The organism is Micrococcus endophyticus (assembly GCF_014205115.1).
Lineage (GTDB): Bacteria > Actinomycetota > Actinomycetes > Actinomycetales > Micrococcaceae > Micrococcus > Micrococcus endophyticus.
The window spans coordinates 459,662-478,481 of sequence record NZ_JACHMW010000001.1 but is presented as its reverse complement, the minus strand read 5'-3'; the positions used below and the strand labels follow the sequence as shown (position 1 = coordinate 478,481).

The following is an 18,820-nucleotide window of genomic DNA, read 5'->3' as shown; positions in this document are numbered from 1 at the left end:
GGGACACCATGACCGAGACCGAGATCAAGAAGGGCCTGGCCGGCGTCGTCGTGGACACCACGGCGATCTCCAAGGTCAACCCGGACACCAACTCCCTGCTCTACCGCGGCTACCCCGTGCAGGACCTCGCGGCGAGGCTGCCGTTCGAGTCCGTCGCGCTGCTGCTGTGGAACGGCGAGCTGCCCACCGACGAGGAGCTGGCCGACTTCCAGCGCTTCGAGCGCGCTCACCGCGCCCTCGACCCGAAAGTGAAGCAGGCCATCGACCTGCTGCCCACCGACTGCCACCCGATGGACGTCGGCCGCACCGCCGTGTCCGTGCTGGGCGCCAACCACCCGAAGGCGGAGGACTCCTCCCCCGAGGCCGAGCTCGAGAAGGCCAAGGCCCTCTTCGCGGCGTTCCCGGCCGCCGTCGCCTACGACCAGCGCCGCCGCCGCGGCCAGGACGTCGTGGAGCCGCGCGAGGACCTGGACTACTCGCAGAACTTCCTGTGGATGACGTTCGGCGAGGAGGCCGCCCCCGAGGTCGTGGACGCGTTCCGCGTCTCGATGGTGCTCTACGCCGAGCACTCCTTCAACGCGTCCACCTTCACGGCGCGCGTGATCACCTCCACGCTCTCCGACCTTCACTCGGCCGTGACCGGCGCCATCGGCGCCCTCAAGGGCCCGCTGCACGGCGGCGCCAACGAGGCGGTCATGCACACCTTCGACGAGATCGGCATCCGCAAGGAGGAGTCCCGCGAGGACGCCGCCGCCCGTGCGAAGGCGTGGATGGAGGACGCCCTGGCCCAGAAGAAGAAGGTCATGGGCTTCGGCCACCGCGTGTACAAGAACGGCGACTCCCGCGTGCCCACCATGAAGGCTGCGCTGGACCGCATGATCGAGCACTACGGCCGCGAGGAGATGCTCGGGCTGTACGACGGCCTGCAGTCCGCGATGGACGAGGCCAAGCAGATCAAGCCGAACCTCGACTACCCGGCCGGCCCGACCTATCACCTGATGGGCTTCGACACGGAGATGTTCACCCCGCTGTTCATCGCCTCGCGCATCACGGGCTGGACCGCCCACATCATGGAGCAGCGCGCCGCGAACGCGCTGATCCGCCCGCTCTCGGCCTACGACGGCCCCGAGCAGCGGGAGCTGCCGGCGGGCTGAGCCTCGTGAGGGGCGGTCGGGGCGACGTGTCGGAGGTGTAGACGCAGATCACCTCCGGCAAGTCGCCCCATTCGCTCGCGGTGCGGTGCCCGCACCCCGCGCGCACGACGACGGCGGGTCGCCCCGGGTGGGGCGGCCCGCCGTCGTCGTGTCGTCATCGGTGCGACGCCCTCGCAGAGTGGTCACGACACGCCGCGTGCCGGGTGCGGCGACGGCGTGTCGTGACCACTGTGTCGGGCCGGTCGGCAGCCCCTCAGCGTCGGGCCGCCGCGTCGGCGCGGCGGGCCAGGCCGGCGGCGACGAGGCCGGCGAACAGCGGGTGCGGGCGGGTCGGCCGGGAGGAGAACTCCGGGTGGGCCTGCGTGGACACGTAGTACGGGTGCACGTCCCGGGGCAGCTCCACGAACTCCACGAGGGCGCCGTCCGGGGAGGTGCCGCAGATCGCGAGGCCGGCCTCCTCGAGGCGGTCGCGGTAGGCGTTGTTCACCTCGTAGCGGTGGCGGTGGCGCTCGGTCACCTCGGTGGTGCCGTACGCCTCGGCCACCACGGAGCCCGGGCGCAGGGTCGCGGGGAAGGCGCCCAGGCGCATGGTGCCGCCGAGGTCCCCCTCGCCGGCCACGATCTGCTCCTGCTCGGCCATGGTGGCGATCACGGGCGAGGCGGTCTCCGGGTCGAACTCGGTGGAGTCCGCGTCCTCCAGGCCGAGGACGTTGCGGGCGTACTCGATGACCATGGACTGCAGGCCCAGGCACAGACCCAGCGTCGGGATCCGCTGCTCGCGGGCGTGCCGCAGCGCCCCGAGCTTGCCCTCGAGCCCGCGCACGCCGAAGCCGCCGGGCACGCACACGGCGTCGACGTCCGCGAGCGCCGCCGCCGCGCCCTCGGGGGTGGCGCACTCGTCCGCGGCCACCCAGCGGATGCCCACCTTGGCCCGGTGGGCGAAGCCGCCGGCGCGCAGCGCCTCGGTGACGGACAGGTAGGCGTCTGGCAGGTCCACGTACTTGCCCACGAGCGCCACCGTCAGCTCGTGCTCCGGGTGGTGCACGGCGTCCATGAGGGCGTCCCACGCGGTCCAGTCCACGTCCTTGAACTTCAGGTCCAGGGACTGCACCACGTGGGCGTCGAGGCCCTGGTCGTGGATGACGCGGGGGATGTCGTAGATGGAGGGGGCGTCGGCGCAGTTGACGACGGCGTCCTGCGGGACGTCGCACATGCGGGCGATCTTGCCGCGGACGTCGTCGGGGACGGCGCGGTCCGAGCGCAGCACGATCGCGTCCGGCTGGATGCCGATCGAGCGCAGGGCGGCCACGGAGTGCTGGGTGGGCTTGGTCTTGAGCTCCTGCGAGGGGCCGATGTACGGCACGAGGGAGACGTGCAGGAAGAAGACGTCGTCGCGGCCGACGTCCTGGCGGACCTGGCGGGCGGCCTCGAGGAAGGGCTGCGACTCGATGTCGCCGACGGTGCCGCCGATCTCCGTGATGATCACGTCCGGGGCGGGGCGGTCGCCGCGGGGCTCCGCGGGCAGGCGCATCCGGCGGCAGATCTCGTCGGTGATGTGCGGGATGACCTGGACGGTGTCCCCGAGGTACTCGCCGCGGCGCTCGCGGGCGATCACGGTGGAGTACACCTGGCCGGTGGTCACGTTGTCCAGGCCGTCGAGGTCCTCGTCGAGGAAGCGCTCGTAGTGGCCGATGTCCAGGTCCGTCTCGGCGCCGTCCTCGGTAACGAACACCTCGCCGTGCTGGAACGGGTTCATGGTGCCCGGGTCCACGTTGAGGTAGGGGTCGAGCTTCTGCATCACCACCCTGAGCCCGCGCGCCTTGAGCAGGTGGCCGAGCGAGGAGGCCGTGAGCCCCTTGCCGAGGGAGGAGGCGACACCGCCGGTCACGAACACGTGACGGGTGACGCGCGTGGACGTCTGAGTACGAGAAGTTCGTTTCACCACGGATCTCGAGCGTATCAGGTGCGGGGCTCAGCGCGCGCGCGGATGCGCGGCGGCGTAGACCTCGCGCAGGGAGTCCACGGTGACGAGGGTGTACACCTGCGTGGTGGTCACGGACGCGTGCCCGAGCAGCTCCTGGACCACGCGGACGTCCGCGCCGCCGGCCAGCAGGTGCGTGGCGAAGCAGTGGCGCAGGGTGTGGGGCGAGACGTCCGCCTCGAGGCCGGCGCGCTCGGCCGCCCGCTTCAGCACGGCCCACGCGGACTGCCGGGAGAGCCGGCCCCCGCGGGCGTTGACGAACAGGGCGGGCGTGGAGCGTGTGACTCCCGTCATGATCGTGGGCCGTCCCCGCACCAGCCATGCGTCGAGCGCGGCGGCCGCGTAGGAGCCGATCGGCACCACGCGCTCCTTGGACCCCTTGCCGAACAGGCGGACCACGGGCTGGCCGCCGTCGTCCCCGGTCTGCGCGAGCCCCACCACGTCGTCGACGTCGAGGCCGACCACCTCGGAGATGCGGGCGCCGGTGCCGTAGAGGAACTCGAGCAGCGCGCGGTCCCGCAGTCCGGCGGGGGTGTCGACGGGCACGGCCTCCAGCAGCGCCGTCACCTGCTCCACGGGGAGCGCCTTCGGCAGGCGAGCGCCCGGCTTCGGCGGGTGGACGTCGCGGGCGGGGTCGGCGGGCGTGAGGCCCTCGAGGGCCCAGAACCGGTGCAGGCCGCGCACGGCCGCGAGCACGCGGGCCGCCGAGCGGACCGCGAGGGGCCGCCCGCCGTCCTCGCCGGTGCCCAGCGCCCGCAGGAAGCCCGAGACGTGGCCGGGGTCGACGTCGGCGGGGGCGCGCACCCCCTGGGCCTCGAGCCAGCGGCGGTAGCGCTCAAGGTCGCGGCGGTAGGCGGCCAGCGTGTTCGCGGCGAGGCCCCGCTCGACGGCCAGATGCTCCAGGTGGCGGCGGAACGGGGCCGCGAGGGCGGACTCCGCGCCCCGGCCCCCACGGCTCCCCCGGGGTGCCGGGTCGGCGCTCACGCGGGCCAGTCCGCTCCGGGGCCGTGGCGGTCCGGGACGAAGGGGGCGTCCACGGGGCGCAGGCGCCGCCACCCCTGGGCGCGGTGGGCGCCCAGGGCGAGGATCGCCACGACCGTGGAGGGGTTGTGCACGCGCCCGTCCAGGACGGCGTCGGTCACCTCGTCCAGGCCCACCCAGGCCAGGGGCATGGCGGCCTCCTCGTCCGTGCGCGCGTGCCGCTCCGCCTCGGGGATCTCCTCGACCTGCCGGGCGAGGAACACGCGGATGGCCTCGGTGGAGCCGCCGGGGCTCGTGTAGTAGTCCACGAGGGTGTGCCACTCGCGGGCGCGCAGGTCGGCCTCCTCGGCGAGCTCGCGCACGGCCACCTGGTGCAGGTCCTCCCCGTCCACGTCCCGCAGGCCGGCGGGGACCTCCCACAGCTCCATGCCCACCGGGTGGCGGTACTGGCGGACGAGGGCCACCTGCTCGCGCGGGCCCACGGTGCTCAGCTGGGTGCGCACGGCCAGGACGGCCACGGCGCCGGGGTGCACCATCAGCTCGCGCGTGAGGGGGTCCTGCCCCTTGTGCTCGGGGTCCATCCGGAAGGACTCGCGGGCGATGTCCCAGACCCGGCCCTCGTAGACGGTCTTCGACTTCTTCACCGGCCGGGGGACGTGCAGGTCGCGCAGGGGCGAGCGACCCGCGCAGGCGGAGATCTCAGGCATGGGGCGATCCTCTCATGGGCCGGAGCGCGCGGCAGGAGGGAGGGGCGGGGCCGGTGCAGGGCCAGGCCGCCGCCCGCCCGTCGCGCCCGCGGCGCCGCCCGCCCGGTGGCGGCTCAGCCGCGCTCGCGCGCGGAGGCCTCGAGCAGCTCGCGGGCGTGCTCGCGGGCGGCCGCGGAGTCGCCGTGGCCGGCGAGCATGCGGGCCAGCTCCTCGACGCGCTCCTCCGCCGAGAGCGTGACGACGTCCGAGGTGGTCACGCCCGCCGCGGGGTCGGAGTTCTTCTCCACGCGCACGTGCCGGTCCGCGTAGGCGGCCACCTGAGGCAGGTGGGTGACGGCGATGACCTGCACGTGGCGGGCCAGCCGGGCCAGACGGGCGCCGATGCGCACGGCCGCCTCGCCGCCCACGCCGGCGTCCACCTCGTCGAACACGAAGGTGGGGACGGGGTCCGTGGCGGCCAGGACGACCTCGAGGGCGAGCATCACGCGGGAGAGCTCGCCGCCGGAGGCGCCGCGCCCCAGGGGCCGGGGCTCGACGCCCGCGTGGGGCCGCAGGGCCAGGGCCACGTCCTCGGCGCCGTGGGGGCCGAGCCCGTCGCCGCCCACCGGGGCGAGGTCCACGTGGAAGGAGGCGTCCGGCATGAACAGGGCGTGCAGCTCCTGCGTGACGGCCTCCTCGAGCCGGCCGGCGGCGGCGGTGCGCAGCGCGGTGAGGGCGGCGGCGCGCTCTCGCAGGGCGGACTCGAGGCGCTCCAGCTCGCCCTCGAGCTCCTCGAGGCGGCCGGAGTCGCCCTGGAGCTCGTCCAGGCGGGGACGCTGGGTCTCGGCCCAGCCGATGACGTCCTCCAGCTCCGGGCCGTAGAGGCGCTGCAGGCGGGTCAGCTCGGCCAGGCGGGACTGGGCCGCGTCCAGGTCCGAGGCGGCGTCGGTGTCCAGGTCGGCGGTGTACCGGGCGAGGTCGGCGGCGATGTCTGTGAGCACGACGGCGGCCTCGGCGAGCCGCTCGGCCGCGGCAGCCAGCGCCGGGTCGTCCCCGGGCGCGGCCAGCACGGCCTGCCGGGCGCCCTCCACGAGGCTGACGGCCCCGGGCGTCTCCTCCAGGGCGTCCATCTCCGCCCCGGCCAGCCGAGCGTGCGCCTCGCCGGAGGCGGCCCGCAGCTCCTCGACGTCCTCCAGCCGGCGGATGAGCTCGCGCAGCTCGGCGTCCTCCCCGGCGAGTGGCTCGGCGAGGTCGATCTCCTCGAGGGAGCGCTGCAGGGCCTCCGCCTCGCGGGCGCGCTCCTGGCGATGGGCGGTCAGCTCGTCCCGCTCCCGACGCGCGGCGCTGACTGCGGCGTGGTCCGCGCGGTAGGCGCGCAGCGACGCGGCGAGCTCGGCGCCGCCGAAGGCGTCCAGGGCGCGGCGCTGGGCCTCGGCGCCCTGCAGGCGCACCTGGTCGTTCTGGCCGTGCACGGCCACGAGGGTCGCCCCGATCTCGGCGAGCAGGCCGACGGGCACGGTCCGCCCGCCGGCGGCGGCGCGCGAGCGGGTCCCCTCCCCGGACGCCGTGACGCTGCGGCTCAGGACGAGCTCGCGGACGCCGTCGTCCGCCTCGTCCAGCACGGCCCCGGCGTCCTCGGCGAGGGCGAGCGCGGCGTGCGCCTCGGGCAGGCGGACGCCGGCGTCCACGACGGCGCGGGCCGCGCCGCGGCGGACCGCCCCGGCGTCGGCGCGGGCGCCCAGGAGCAGGCCGAGGGCGGTGACCACCATCGTCTTGCCGGCGCCGGTCTCGCCGGTGACCACGGTGAGCCCGGGGTCCAGGTCCACCGTGGCCTCGCCGATCACGCCGAGCCCGGAGATCCTCAGGTGCTCGATCATGCGTCCTCCCCCGGGTAGCGGGCACCGCGGTCGCGGTAGCGCTGGATGTCCGCGGCCGAGAGCACGGACAGCGGCATGGTGGCCGGCTCCACGACGTCGGGGCGCGGCCCGGCGTGCCGGGGCTCGACCGTCTCCACCTCGCGCAGCACGGCCTCGCGCTCCTGGGCGGTGACCGGGCCCCGCCAGCCGTCGGTCGGCAGGCGGAACTTGCGGACCAGGCGCTCGGCGAACGGGGTGGGATTCAGGCGGGCGAGGCGCACGGGCTCCGCGGAGCGGGACACCTCGATGCGGGCCTGCGGCGGCAGCTCCACGGTGCGCCGGCCGTCGCACCACAGCACGCCGGTCTCCCGGGTGCGGGTGAGCACGTCGACGCCGATCGTGGAGCGCGGCCCCACCACGAGGGGGCGGGTGAAGAGGGCGTGCGCGCTGATGGGCACGCACAGCAGGGCCTCCACGGAGGGCCACACCACGGGCCCGCCCCCGGAGAACGCGTAGGCGGTGGACCCGGTGGGGGTGGCCAGCACCACACCGTCGCAGCCGAAGGAGGAGATCGGCGCGTTGTCCACGGAGATGACGACCTCGAGCATCCGCTCCCGGTTCGACTTCTCCACGGAGGCCTCGTTGAGGGCCCAGGTGCGGGCCACCTCGCGGTCCTCCACCCGCACCACCACGTCCAGGGCCATGCGCTCGATCACCACGTACGCCTCGGAGGCGATCGCCTGGACGGTGCGCTGCAGGTCGGTGCGCTCGGACTCGGCGAGGAAGCCCACGTGGCCGAGGTTCACGGCCAGCAGCGGGACGTCGTAGCCGCGCACGAAGTCGGCCGCGCGCAGCACGGAGCCGTCGCCGCCGAGGACCAGCCCCAGGACGATGTCCTCGAGCCCGCAGTCCACGCCGAGGGTCTGCGGGGCGAAGCCGGCGGGGGCGTCCGCGTTCTCGCGGATCGCGGCGACGTCCTGCTCCAGCATCACGCTGACGAGGCCCTCCTCCTCGAGGATGCGGGTGGCCTGCAGCGCCGCGCTGATGGCGTCCTCGCGTCCGGTGTGGGCGAGGACGAGGACGCGACGTCCGGGGTTGTGGGGCATGGTTCCTTCCGCGGGCAGGGTGCCGGGCACTGCGGTCCAGGATAGCCACGACGCCGGACGCGCGAACGGGCCCGGCGTCGTCCGTGGACGCACGACGGCGTCCCGCGGGGGCGGGGCCCGCCCGGCGGTGCCGTCCCGTCAGGCCCAGTCGACCTCGGCCGCAGCCGTCCACGCCGCCGCGACGGCCTCGGCCGCGGGGGCGTCGTCGTCGAGGCCCGTCCCGGGCGCGCCGGCCGCGTCGGCCGCCTGCCGGCGCAGCCGCAGGAAGAACTCCACGTTGCCGTCCTGGCCGGGCAGGCCGGAGCGGGCGAGGCCGCGCAGCTCCAGCCCGGAGTCCAGGGCGGCCGCGGCCACGGCCGCGACGACGTCCCGCCGGGCCGCGGGGTCGGTCACGACGCCGGTGCGCGGCAGGGCCGCGCGGCCCACCTCGAACTGGGGTTTGACCATGAGCAGCAGGTCCGCGCCGGGACGGCAGACGCCGGCCAGGGCGTCCATCACCAGGCGCAGGGAGATGAAGGAGAGGTCGGAGACCACGAGGTCCACCTCACCCTCCACGTCCTGGACGGTGAGGTCCCGGACGTTCAGGCCCTCCCGCACGAGGACCCGGGGATCGGTGCGCACGAGGTCCACGAGCTGCCCGTGGCCCACGTCGACGGCGGCCACCCGTGCCGCGCCGCCCTCCAGCAGCACCTGGGTGAAGCCGCCGGTGGAGGCGCCCGCGTCGAGGGCCCGCCGGCCCCGGACCGCCACGTCCGGGAACGCCTCGAGGGCGCTGACCAGCTTGTGGGCGGCGCGGGAGACCCAGCGGGGCCCGTCGTCGGCCAGGGTGAGGGACGCCGTCGGGGCCACGCGCTCGGACGCGCGCCGCACGGGGCGGCCGTCGACGAGCACCTGGCCGGCGCGGATCAGCGCGGACGCCTCGGTGCGCGAGCGCGCCAGGCCGCGCGCCGCGAGGGCGACGTCCGCGCGGACCGCCTCAGCCACGCCGCCCGTCCGCGGTCCCCGCCTGCCCGTCCGGCTCGGAGAGCAGGGCGGGGAGGTCCTCGACGATCCACGTGGGCCGGTCGGCCTCCGGCGCCGAGCCGGCGTTCTCGCGGGTGTCGATGCCGGTGAGGACGAGGACCGTGTCGAAGCCGGCCGCGTTGCCGCCCCGGATGTCCGTGTCCAGGCGGTCGCCCACCACGAGGGGCCGGGTGAGGCCCAGGGCGCGGGCCGCGGTGCGGAAGAGCAGCGGCTCGGGCTTCCCGGCCGCCGCGGGGGCCGTCCCGGTGGCCTGCCCGACCGCGCCGACGAGGGCCCCGTTGCCGGGGGCGATCCCCTCGGCCCGCGGGATGGAGGCGTCCAGGTTGGTGGCCACCCAGGCCGCGCCCGCGTTGACGGCATACGCCGCCTGGGCCAGCTCCGCCCAGCCGACGCCGGGGTCGAAGCCCTGGATCACCGCGTCCGGGCGGTCCTGCGAGGCGGCCACGACCTCGAACCCGCGGTCGCGGACCACCTGGCGCAGGTAGTCGGAGCCGACCACCAGCACGCGGCCGGTCCGGGCCCCGAGGGTCTCCTCGAGCAGGTCGACACCGGCCGGTGCCGAGCCGAAGACCTGCTCCGGGCGGGCGGGGACGCCCAGCGAGCGCAGATGCTCGGCCACGGACTCCGGGGCACGGGACGCGTTGTTGGTGACGAAGCCCACCGGCACGCCGCGCTCGGCCAGGGCGGTGAGTGTCTCGACGGCGCCGGGCACCGCGCCCCCGCCGGCGTAGACCACGCCGTCGAGGTCGCAGAGCAGGCCGTCGTGGCCCCGCGGCAGGGTGGGACTCATCGGCCCTCGCCCTCGCCGCCGTCGAGCTCGTCGAACAGCGACATCTGGTTCGGGTCCACCTCGTCGGCCTGCGCCACGGCGGCCGGCGGGGCGTCCTGCTCGGACTCGGTGGACGCCGGCGCCTCGGTGTCGGCGTCCGCGGCGACCTCGTCATCGGCCTCCGGGGTGTCCGGGACCTCCTCAGCGGCGGGGGCCGCGTTCTCCGCGTAGCGACGCTCGCGCGGCGAGGGGCCCCGCTCGCGTCGGTCGTCGACCGGCTCGGTGTCCACGTCCACGATCTCCGGCTCGGCGAAGCCGCCGATGCCCAGGGCCTTCTCGGCCACGCGCACGGCCCGCGCCCACAGGCGTGCCTCGTCGGCGCGTCCCAGCAGCAGCAGGACGTCGGCCTGGCGCTGGAAGAGCCGCGGGGAGAACGGGTATCCGCGGCGGCGGTCGAGCTCGGGGATCTGGAGCGCGTCGTGGGCGCCCTGGAGGTCGCCGGCGTCCTCGCGGATGCCGGAGACGACCATGGCCAGCTCCACCCGGGCGGCACGGTCCAGGCGCGCGGTGTCGATCTCGGCGGCGAGCTGCAGCGCCTTCGCGGGTCGCCCGAGGGCGCGTTCGCTGTCCACCTGCGCCGCGACGTGGGTGTCGTCGCCGGTCATCCGGCGGTACGTGCGGAACTCGCGCAGCGCGTCGGCGTACTCCCCCGCCGCGTAGGCGGTCAGGGCGACGGCCTCGCGCACGCGGGACAGGCGACCGCCCTTGCGGGAAGCGGCCAGCGCGTGCTGGAACGCGAGGGCGGGGTCGACGTCGATGTACCGGCCCGCCATGACGAGGTGCTTGGCCACCCAGCTCGCGGGGCGCTCGTCGAGGCCTTTGACCTCCTTGAGGGTGCCGCGGTCCAGCTCCTGGCCGGTCACGTCGGCGTCGATGTCCGGCGAGCGCTCCTGGTCCACGCGGTTGGCCGCGCGCAGGTCGCGAGGGTTGTGCGCGGGGCGCTCCCGGCGTTCAGTCCGCTCCGTCCGGTCCTGGCCGCGGCCCTCCCACCGGGGCGACGACGACGCGGAACGGCGGTCGTGACGCTCGCCGCCGGCGCCCTCACGACGCTCTCCCCCACGACGACCCTCGAAGCCGCCGCGGGCCGAGCCCGCCCCGGACTGCCGGCGATCCCCGCCGGCACGGGGGCCACGGGGGCCGTCCCCGCTGCGCTCGCCACGGGGGCCGTCGGAGGAACGATCCCGACGGAAGCCGTCGGATGAGCGCTCACGCCGGGGGCCGTCGGACGAGCGCTCACGCCGGGGGCCGTCGGACGAGCGCTCGCGCCGGGGGCCGTCCCCCGATCGCCCGCCGCGGAAGCCCTCGGACGAGCGATCGCGGCGGTCCTGGCCCGAACGGCCCTCACCGGAGCCGCCGGAGCGGCGTCCGTCTCGGGGGCCGCCGAAGCGGCGGGCGTCACCGGAGCCACCACGGGAACGGCCGGCTCCGTCGCCCGGGGATCGACGGTCGTCGCGGCGTCCGCGGGGAGTGTCCTCAGCCATGGTGTCCTTCCTGGACGGTCTCGCGCGGGAGTCCGCGGGAGAGCTCGGTGGTCGATCGCCGCATCGGGCGGCGCGCTGCATCAGAGAACCAGGGTAGTGCCCCGGCACGGGAGGGCACCTGACGCCGCGACGGCGAAAGAGCCCGGGAATGCAAGAAGGGCCCCGCACCAAAGTGCAGGGCCCTCCCCAAAGAATGTCCGGCGGCGACCTACTCTCCCACAACCTCCCGGTTGCAGTACCATCGGCGCTGTGGGCCTTAGCTTCCGGGTTCGGAATGGAACCGGGCGTTTCCCCCACGCTATGACCGCCGTAACCCTTCATCCCACCCCACACCCGACAAACACCAGGCATGGTGGGAAACCATCACGGGTCACACAACAGTGACACTATTCAACAATACTCAACCACCCCAACAGGGCGACCGGTTGCAATCAGACAACCGCACAGTGGACGCAAGCACCACACCCTCACCACCCGAAGCATGGGCAGCAAAGAAAAAAGTGTGTGTAAGTCATCGGCCTATTAGTACTGGTCAGCTTCACGAGTCTTCAGTCCTCGCTTCCACATCCAGCCTATCAACCCAGTGTTCTAGCTGGGGGCCTCACACCCTCAAAGGGGCAAGGAAATCTCATCTCGAAGCCGGCTTCCCGCTTAGATGCTTTCAGCGGTTATCCATCCCGAACGTAGCTAATCAGCCATGCACCTGGCGGTACAACTGACATACCAGAGGTTCGTCCGTCCCGGTCCTCTCGTACTAAGGACAGACCTTCTCAAACTTCCAACGCGCGCAGAGGATAGGGACCGAACTGTCTCACGACGTTCTGAACCCAGCTCGCGTACCGCTTTAATGGGCGAACAGCCCAACCCTTGGGACCTACTCCAGCCCCAGGATGCGACGAGCCGACATCGAGGTGCCAAACCATGCCGTCGATATGGACTCTTGGGCAAGATCAGCCTGTTATCCCCGAGGTACCTTTTATCCGTTGAGCGACGGCCGTTCCACAACGAGCCGCCGGATCACTAGTCCCGACTTTCGTCCCTGCTCGAGCTGCCACTCTCACAGTCAAGCCCCCTTGTGCACTTGCACTCGACACCTGATTGCCAACCAGGCTGAGGGGACCTTTGGGCGCCTCCGTTACATTTTGGGAGGCAACCGCCCCAGTTAAACTACCCATCAGGCACTGTCCCTGACCCGGATCACGGGCCGAAGTTAGATATCCAGAGTGACCAGAGTGGTATTTCAACGATGACTCCACGAACACTGGCGTGCCCGCTTCACAGTCTCCCACCTATCCTACACAAGCCACACCGAACACCAATACCAAACTATAGTAAAGGTCACGGGGTCTTTCCGTCCTTCTGCGCGTAACGAGCATCTTTACTCGTAATGCAATTTCGCCGAGTTCACGGTTGAGACAGCGGGGAAGTCGTTACTCCATTCGTGCAGGTCGGAACTTACCCGACAAGGAATTTCGCTACCTTAGGATGGTTATAGTTACCACCGCCGTTTACTGGGGCTTAAATTCTCCGCTTCGCCGAAGCTAACGGGTCCTCTTAACCTTCCAGCACCGGGCAGGAGTCAGTCCATATACATCGTCTTACGACTTCGCATGGACCTGTGTTTTTGATAAACAGTCGCTTCCCCCTGGTCTCTGCGGCCCCGATCCCCTCACACCAGCACGTGGTGCTCAAGGTTGGGGCCCCCCTTCTCCCGAAGTTACGGGGGCATTTTGCCGAGTTCCTTAACCATGATTCTCTCGATCGCCTTAGTATTCTCTACCTGACCACCTGTGTCGGTTTAGGGTACGGGCAGTTTGAACCTCGCGCCGATGCTTTTCTTGGCAGCATAGGATCACCGGATCACCCACCACGTGGGCGCCCATCAGGTCTCAAGCACATAGCCGGCGGATTTACCTACCGGCAGCCCTACACCCTTAGACCAGGTCGATTCCATTGCCTGGCCCGGCTACCTTCCTGCGTCACACCTGTTAATGCGCTTGCCTCCCCGGTTCAGGTCCCGCGCTCCCCACCACCGACCCCGTCAAAGACGGGGTTCGGGATGGTTCGGGCGGTTAGTATCACCGGCTCAGCAGGGACGGTTCTTCACTGGTACGGGAATATCAACCCGTTGTCCATCGACTACGCCTGTCGGCCTCGCCTTAGGTCCCGACTTACCCAGGGCAGATTAGCTTGACCCTGGAACCCTTAGTCATCCGGCGGACGGGTTTCTCACCCGTCTTTCGCTACTCATGCCTGCATTCTCACTCGTCCACAATCCACCAGAAGTTACCCGCTGGCTTCACCTCGTGAACGACGCTCCCCTACCCATCCAGCAAAACTGAATGCCACGGTTTCGGCGGTGTACTTGAGCCCCGCTACATTGTCGGCGCGGAATCACTTGACCAGTGAGCTATTACGCACTCTTTCAAGGGTGGCTGCTTCTAAGCCAACCTCCTGGTTGTCTCAGCAACTCCACATCCTTTCCCACTTAGCACACGCTTAGGGGCCTTAACCGGTGGTCTGGGCTGTTTCCCTCTCGACTATGAAGCTTATCCCCCACAGTCTCACTGCCACGCTCTCACTTCCCGGCATTCGGAGTTTGGCTGAAGTCAGTAACCTTGTAGGGCCCATCGTCCATCCAGTAGCTCTACCTCCGGGAAGAAACACGTGACGCTGCACCTAAATGCATTTCGGGGAGAACCAGCTATCACGGAGTTTGATTGGCCTTTCACCCCTACCCACAGCTCATCCCCTCCATTTTCAACTGAAGTGGGTTCGGTCCTCCACGCGCTCTTACACGCGCTTCAACCTGGCCATGGGTAGATCACTCCGCTTCGGGTCTAGGACACGCGACTCAATCGCCCTATTCAGACTCGCTTTCGCTACGGCTTCCCCACACGGGTTAACCTCGCCACGTATCACTAACTCGCAGGCTCATTCTTCAAAAGGCACGCTGTCACCCCAACAAGGAGGCTCCAACGGTTTGTAGGCACATGGTTTCAGGTACTATTTCACTCCCCTCCCGGGGTACTTTTCACCATTCCCTCACGGTACTGATCCGCTATCGGTCAACAGGTAGTATTCAGGCTTACCAGGTGGTCCTGGCAGATTCACACGGGATTCCTCGGGCCCCGTGCTACTCGGGCGACCCTCCAACAGCGGCGGAACACATTTCGACTACGGGACTCTCACCCTCTACGGTCCAGCATCCACACTGGTTCGTCTATATGCCCGCACCTCACTGCGCCATGCCGGCAGACATGACAAGGAGGGGCCCACAACACCGCACATGCAACCCCTGCCGGGTATCACACACATACGGTTTAGCCCCATCCGCGTTCGCTCGCCACTACTAACGGAATCACTTTTGTTTTCTCTTCCTGTGGGTACTGAGATGTTTCACTTCCCCACGTTCCCTCCAACCGGTCTATGTGTTCAACCGGTGGTCACACGACACGTCGTGCGGGGTTTCCCCATTCGGAAATCCTGGTCTCAACGTCCGGTTATCGACTCCACCAGGCTTATCGCAGATTCCCACGTCCTTCTTCGGCTCCTGTTGCCAAGGCATCCACCATGCGCCCTTAGAAACTTCCACACACAATGAAAGTCCTCAAATGAGCAAAAATATAACTAAGATGTCATTCTCGGCGTCACCACACCTCACACACCACCCCAGGGGGAACAGTGCGATCAACGATGCAGCAACAATAAAAATAAGATGCTCGCGTCCACTATGCAGTTCTCAAACAACAACCCACACCCCATCCACTCACCCACAAGGTGCAGCTTCACAAGGCGCGGAGACCAGAAACAACAACCCCACCCCCACGGGCAGGGCGCCTGCTGTTCCAGGACCCAACAGTGTGCCAACACCAGCTCGCAGCCACCAACACCACCCATTCCAACCCAACCCCCAAAGAGGTTCGGCGTACTCGAGCACTGCCGGCGCCACCACTGGCACCATTCATCGATGTTCCACCCATGAGCAACCCGCCATCACACACTCGGTGATGCAACGGGCACTTAATGCTCCTTAGAAAGGAGGTGATCCAGCCGCACCTTCCGGTACGGCTACCTTGTTACGACTTAGTCCCAATCGCTGGTCCCACCTTCGACAGCTCCCCCCACAAGGGTTAGGCCACCGGCTTCGGGTGTTACCGACTTTCGTGACTTGACGGGCGGTGTGTACAAGGCCCGGGAACGTATTCACCGCAGCGTTGCTGATCTGCGATTACTAGCGACTCCGACTTCATGGGGTCGAGTTGCAGACCCCAATCCGAACTGAGACCGGCTTTTTGGGATTAGCTCCACCTCACAGTATCGCAACCCATTGTACCGGCCATTGTAGCATGCGTGAAGCCCAAGACATAAGGGGCATGATGATTTGACGTCGTCCCCACCTTCCTCCGAGTTGACCCCGGCAGTCTCCCATGAGTCCCCACCATTACGTGCTGGCAACATGGAACGAGGGTTGCGCTCGTTGCGGGACTTAACCCAACATCTCACGACACGAGCTGACGACAACCATGCACCACCTGTGATCCCGCCCCAAAGGGGAAACCGTATCTCTACGGCGATCGAGAACATGTCAAGCCTTGGTAAGGTTCTTCGCGTTGCATCGAATTAATCCGCATGCTCCGCCGCTTGTGCGGGCCCCCGTCAATTCCTTTGAGTTTTAGCCTTGCGGCCGTACTCCCCAGGCGGGGCACTTAATGCGTTAGCTGCGGCGCGGAAACCGTGGAATGGTCCCCACACCTAGTGCCCAACGTTTACGGCATGGACTACCAGGGTATCTAATCCTGTTCGCTCCCCATGCTTTCGCTCCTCAGCGTCAGTTACAGCCCAGAGACCTGCCTTCGCCATCGGTGTTCCTCCTGATATCTGCGCATTCCACCGCTACACCAGGAATTCCAGTCTCCCCTACTGCACTCTAGTCTGCCCGTACCCACCGCAGATCCGGGGTTAAGCCCCGGACTTTCACGACAGACGCGACAAACCGCCTACGAGCTCTTTACGCCCAATAATTCCGGATAACGCTCGCACCCTACGTATTACCGCGGCTGCTGGCACGTAGTTAGCCGGTGCTTCTTCTGCAGGTACCGTCACTTTCGCTTCTTCCCTACTGAAAGAGGTTTACAACCCGAAGGCCGTCATCCCTCACGCGGCGTCGCTGCATCAGGCTTTCGCCCATTGTGCAATATTCCCCACTGCTGCCTCCCGTAGGAGTCTGGGCCGTGTCTCAGTCCCAGTGTGGCCGGTCACCCTCTCAGGCCGGCTACCCGTCGTCGCCTTGGTGAGCCATTACCTCACCAACAAGCTGATAGGCCGCGAGTCCATCCATGACCGATAAATCTTTCCAACACCCACCATGCGGTGGACGTTCCTATCCGGTATTAGACCCAGTTTCCCAGGCTTATCCCAGAGTCAAGGGCAGGTTACTCACGTGTTACTCACCCGTTCGCCACTAATCCACCCAGCAAGCTGGGCTTCATCGTTCGACTTGCATGTGTTAAGCACGCCGCCAGCGTTCATCCTGAGCCAGGATCAAACTCTCCGTAAAAAAATTACAGAACAACATCACAGCAGCCGGAAATAACCACCATGACATCAATTCAATACCCGGCAGACCATCACCACACCACGGGGGTGGTGAGCGATGATCAACCAATATGTGTTAAAACAATTGGCATCAACAAACTTGGCACACTATTGAGTTCTCAAACAACAGGCGCTTCCAGCTTCAGCGACCCGCTCCGCGGGCCGTTTCGCTCTGGAGCAACTTCTCCATCCTAGACCATCCGCTGCGACCATGTCAACCCCGTTCTCGAGGCCTTCACTCGCCGTTCACGCGATCAGGCTTGAAAACCCTACCACATTCTCGGTCGCTGTCAACCCTGCATTCCTGCCGGGCTGCTCCATCGCCGGCTCACGCACGGGACAGGTTCATCAGAACCTCACCGCACAGACACCGGTGACTCGCACCAGATCATCTTCTTCAGGAGTCTCGACCCGCATCACTACCGGCCGCGTGCCCGGTGAACACCATCCGCCCTGGACCTGCCATTCTCGGCATGAATCCGCGGATCTCATGTTCCTCACCGCACCTCCCGGTCACCCGGTCGGCGTCGTGAGCACGAGAAGGAACTCTACCCCTGCCCCGCGCGGAAAACCAAATCGAGGGGAAGCCCCCACGAGGAAGGCCCCCTCCCCCGCGTAAACACGCGGCGGCGGGGGCCTCTGTCCCTCACTCGGGGCCCCTGGCCGTCGGATCCCCGTCCCGTGTCGTCGGTCACAGGCGGCGGACGGGTCCGGTCAGCCTCGGTCGGCGTCCTGGGACCCGAAGTCCGCGCCCGCCATGTTCTTCTTGCCCCGGCGCACGAGCAGATGCCGGCCGGCCAGCGCATCCTCACGGGTGTACACCCGGTCCGCGTCGGAGACGCGCTCGTTGTTCACGGACGCCCCGCCCTCCTTCACGGTCCGGCGCGCCTCGGACTTGGACCCCACCAGCCCGGTCGACACGAGCAACTCAACGGCGGTCACCGTCCCCGGCTCCCCCTCCCACTGCGTGCGGTCGGCCTGCGGCAGCTCGGAGAGGATCGCGCCGAGGGTCTCGGCGTCGACCTCGCCCAGGTCTCCCCCGCCGAAGACGGCCTGAGAGGCCTCGATGACCTTCGTCGTCGCCTCCTCGCCGTGGGCGAGCGAGGTGACCTCCCAGGCCAGGCGCTTCTGGGCCTCCCGGCGGAACGGCTCGTCGGCCACCTTCTGCGCGTACTCCTCGATCTCGGCGCGCGTGAGGAAAGTGAACACCTTGAGGCGGTCCACCACATCGGCGTCGGCCGTGTTGAGCCAGAACTGGTAGAAGGCGTACGGGGAGCACATCGCGGCGTCGAGCCAGATTGCGTTGCCCTCGGACTTGCCGAACTTCGTGCCGTCGGCGTTGGTGATCAGCGGCGTGCCCAGGGCGTGGGCCGGCACGCCCTCCACCTTCCGGATCAGCTCGGTGCCCGCGGTGAGGTTGCCCCACTGGTCCGAGCCGCCGGTCTGCAGGCTCACCCCGTGGCGGCGGTACAGCTCGAGGAAGTCGTTGCCCTGCAGCACCTGGTACGAGAACTCCGTGTAGGAGATGCCCTCCTCGGAGTTCAGGCGCTTGGCCACGATCTCCTTCTTCATCATGGTGCCCACGCGGAAGTTCTTGCCCACCTCACGGAGGAAGTCCAGCGCGCTCATGCCGGCGGTCCAGTCCAGGTTGTTCACCATGGTCGCGGCGTTCTCCCCCTCGAAGGAGAGGTAGGGCTGGATCTGCTCGCGGAGGGACTCCACCCAGCCGGCCACGGTCTCCTGGGAGTTCAGGACGCGCTCGGAGGTCTGGCGCGGGTCGCCGATCAGGCCGGTGGCGCCGCCCACCAAGGCCATCGGACGGTGTCCGGCGAGCTGCAGGCGCCGCAGCGTGAGCAGCTGCACGAGGTGGCCCAGGTGCAGGGAGGCCGCCGTGGGGTCGAAGCCGCAGTAGTACGAGATCGGCTCCCCGGCCAGCGCCTCCTCCAGCGCCGCCTCGTCCGTGGACACGTGCACGAGGCCGCGCCAGAGCAGCTCCTGCCACACGTTCTCGAAGCTCGGATCGTTCGCCTGCGCGCGCAGCCGTGCCGCGCGTTCCTCGTTATCGGGTGCCATGGCTCCAGCCTAGCGACGCGCACGCGCCCGACCGGTCCGCGGCGCGCACGCG

At 69.1% G+C, this 18,820-nt stretch carries 10 protein-coding genes and 3 rRNA genes; 1 reads left to right on the top strand and 12 read right to left on the bottom strand.

The window, feature by feature from the left end:
* Positions 1–8: 8 nt before the first annotated feature.
* Positions 9–1,154: a bifunctional 2-methylcitrate synthase/citrate synthase gene (locus HDA33_RS02235; protein WP_184170457.1), complete on the top strand. Its 1,146-nt coding sequence runs from the start codon at positions 9–11 to the stop codon at positions 1,152–1,154.
* 253 nt (positions 1,155–1,407) lie between these two features.
* On the opposite strand, the gene HDA33_RS02230 is transcribed toward HDA33_RS02235, so the two are convergent.
* From HDA33_RS02230 to tyrS, 12 genes are all read right to left on the bottom strand, one after another.
* Positions 1,408–3,117, bottom strand: a complete 1,710-nt coding sequence (locus HDA33_RS02230) for a CTP synthase (RefSeq protein WP_081091340.1) — start codon at positions 3,115–3,117, stop codon at positions 1,408–1,410.
* 9 nt (positions 3,118–3,126) lie between these two features.
* A complete protein-coding gene (gene xerD, locus HDA33_RS02225; protein ID WP_420826907.1) occupies positions 3,127–4,119 on the bottom strand; it encodes a site-specific tyrosine recombinase XerD in 993 nt (330 codons plus the stop codon).
* Positions 4,116–4,823, bottom strand: a complete 708-nt coding sequence (locus HDA33_RS02220; RefSeq protein ID WP_184170454.1) for an NUDIX domain-containing protein — start codon at positions 4,821–4,823, stop codon at positions 4,116–4,118. The genes xerD and HDA33_RS02220 overlap by 4 nt, the downstream gene beginning before the upstream one ends.
* Positions 4,824–4,936: 113 nt before the next feature.
* Entirely contained in the window at positions 4,937–6,679 is a 1,743-nt protein-coding gene (gene recN, locus HDA33_RS02215; protein ID WP_158494444.1) for a DNA repair protein RecN, read from the bottom strand.
* On the bottom strand, positions 6,676–7,764 hold the full coding sequence (locus HDA33_RS02210) for an NAD kinase (protein WP_158494443.1): 1,089 nt from the start codon (positions 7,762–7,764) through the stop codon (positions 6,676–6,678). Before HDA33_RS02210 ends, recN begins: the two co-directional genes overlap by 4 nt.
* A gap of 138 nt (positions 7,765–7,902) precedes the next feature.
* The gene (locus HDA33_RS02205; protein WP_184170451.1) at positions 7,903–8,748 is read right to left on the bottom strand and encodes an SAM-dependent methyltransferase; all 846 of its coding nucleotides are present in this window, start codon (positions 8,746–8,748) and stop codon (positions 7,903–7,905) included.
* Complete coding sequence (locus HDA33_RS02200) at positions 8,741–9,577, bottom strand: HAD-IIA family hydrolase (protein ID WP_158494441.1); 837 nt, start codon at positions 9,575–9,577, stop codon at positions 8,741–8,743. Before HDA33_RS02200 ends, HDA33_RS02205 begins: the two co-directional genes overlap by 8 nt.
* Positions 9,574–10,515, bottom strand: coding sequence for a hypothetical protein (locus HDA33_RS12615; RefSeq protein ID WP_338104225.1), 942 nt, complete (start codon positions 10,513–10,515; stop codon positions 9,574–9,576). Before HDA33_RS12615 ends, HDA33_RS02200 begins: the two co-directional genes overlap by 4 nt.
* 777 nt (positions 10,516–11,292) lie before the next feature.
* A 5S ribosomal RNA gene (rrf, locus tag HDA33_RS02190) occupies positions 11,293–11,409 on the bottom strand.
* Between the two features lie 190 nt (positions 11,410–11,599).
* Positions 11,600–14,692, bottom strand: a 23S ribosomal RNA gene (locus HDA33_RS02185).
* A gap of 442 nt (positions 14,693–15,134) precedes the next feature.
* Positions 15,135–16,657: ribosomal RNA gene (locus HDA33_RS02180) — 16S ribosomal RNA — on the bottom strand.
* Together the 16S, 23S and 5S rRNA genes form the textbook arrangement of a ribosomal RNA operon.
* A gap of 752 nt (positions 16,658–17,409) precedes the next feature.
* Complete coding sequence (tyrS, locus tag HDA33_RS02175; RefSeq protein ID WP_158494439.1) at positions 17,410–18,768, bottom strand: tyrosine--tRNA ligase; 1,359 nt, start codon at positions 18,766–18,768, stop codon at positions 17,410–17,412.
* Positions 18,769–18,820 lie beyond the last annotated feature (52 nt).